This is a genomic window from Blautia sp. CAG:237 (genome assembly GCF_000436615.1).
In the GTDB taxonomy this organism is placed as follows: domain Bacteria; phylum Bacillota; class Clostridia; order Lachnospirales; family Lachnospiraceae; genus Blautia_A; species Blautia_A intestinihominis.
Window position 1 is genome coordinate 1 of sequence record NZ_FR886709.1, and the last position, 1,600, is coordinate 1,600.

The following is a 1,600-nucleotide window of genomic DNA, read 5'->3' on the forward strand; positions in this document are numbered from 1 at the left end:
GCATATCCCATCAAGAAATATAAAAATGGGTCAAGTTAAGGCTTTAGCTGTGGGGAGTGTCAAGCCATAATATAAAAGAATGTATTCTAATAAAAGTTAATTTACAAGGAGTTATAACAAATGCAGTTACAAAACGGAAGACCAGAAAATACAGATGGCAGACTCGACAAAGAGATCCGCGTATATGATTTTTTAGATAAACTTGGAGTAGAGTATCAGAGAGTAGATCACGAGGCAGCCATGACAATGGAGGCCTGCGAGGCAATCGACCGTGTCCTTGGTGATGACACAGCGATCTGCAAAAACCTTTTTCTGTGCAACCGCCAGGAAACAGACTTCTATCTGCTCCTGATGCCGGGTGACAAACCTTTTAAGACCAAGAATCTCTCCGCACAGATCGGTTCTGCCAGATTGTCCTTCGCCAAACCGGAATATATGGAAAAATATCTGGACATCACACCCGGGTCTGTCAGTGTCCTTGGTCTTATGAACGACCATGAGAAAAAAGTCCAGCTTCTGATCGACGAAGATGTACTCAAAGATCCATATTTCGGATGTCACCCATGTATCAACACATCCAGCCTGAAATTCTCAACAAAGGATTTCACAGACAAGATCATCCCTGCTCTCGATCACCCTCCGATCACGGTGAAGCTTCCTCTTCCGGAAGAACAGGCTTAATCTTTCAAAAACTATTACCTGGAGATCTTATCATGAAAAAACAATTGAATTATTCAAAACTGTTACTGGAAACAGTGATTCTGACTATTGCCGTGGCGATCATCGCCGCAGCGGTATATTTTTTCCTGGTTCCAAGCCATACTTCTGTCAGCAGCATTTCCGGTCTTGGAATCGTTTTGTCCAACTTTGTGCCGCTTCCGCTTTCTGCGATCACGATGATCCTGAATGTGGTACTGCTGATCATCGGTTTTTTTACCTGCGGTAAAGAGTTTGGTGTAAAGACTGTTTATACCAGCATCATGCTTCCTCTGTTTCTTGGTCTGTTCGAAAAGATTTTTCCTGATTTCGGTTCCATGACCAACAGTCAGGAGCTGGATGTTCTCTGCTATATCCTGGTCGTCAGCGTAGGACTGAGCATTCTTTTTAACAGAAATGCATCCTCCGGCGGTCTGGACATCGTTGCAAAGATCATGAACAAATATCTGCATATGGAACTTGGCAAGGCCATGTCACTTTCAGGCATGTGCGTTGCACTTTCTGCCGCACTTGTTTATGACAAGAAGACTGTCGTTTTGAGTATCCTTGGAACTTATTTCAACGGAATCGTTCTGGATCATTTTATCTTTGACCATAACATTAAACGACGTGTGTGCATCATCACGAAGAAGGAAGAAGAGCTCCGAAACTTCATTATCCATGAATTACATAGTGGAGCTACTGTTTATGAGGCATACGGTGCTTACAATATGCAGAAACGAAATGAGATCATCACCATCGTAGATAAGACGGAGTATCAGAAGCTGATGAACTTCATCAACAAAGAAGATCCACTTGCATTTATCACGGTATATAATGTGTCTAATATGCGTTATCAGCCAAAAGTATAAAAGTTGGGGCGAGACCAATGGTCTCGCCCCCG

General features: G+C 42.8%; 2 protein-coding genes. Both read left to right on the top strand.

The genetic code is table 11. The features are described from left to right. Positions 1 to 120: 120 nt before the first annotated feature. The gene (locus QZL69_RS03880; RefSeq protein WP_022213912.1) at positions 121 to 681 is read left to right on the top strand and encodes a prolyl-tRNA synthetase associated domain-containing protein; all 561 of its coding nucleotides are present in this window, start codon (positions 121 to 123) and stop codon (positions 679 to 681) included. Positions 682 to 713: 32 nt separating this feature from the next. After that, positions 714 to 1,568, top strand: coding sequence for a YitT family protein (locus tag QZL69_RS03885; protein WP_022213913.1), 855 nt, complete (start codon positions 714 to 716; stop codon positions 1,566 to 1,568). Positions 1,569 to 1,600: the final 32 nt, after the last annotated feature.

What these genes read in the sequence shown, in the direction of transcription:
- QZL69_RS03880 (WP_022213912.1), top strand. Translation starts at nt 121, where the DNA reads ATGCAGTTACAAAACGGAAGACCAGAAAATACAGATGGCAGACTCGAC.
- QZL69_RS03885 (WP_022213913.1), top strand. Translation starts at nt 714, where the DNA reads ATGAAAAAACAATTGAATTATTCAAAACTGTTACTGGAAACAGTGATT.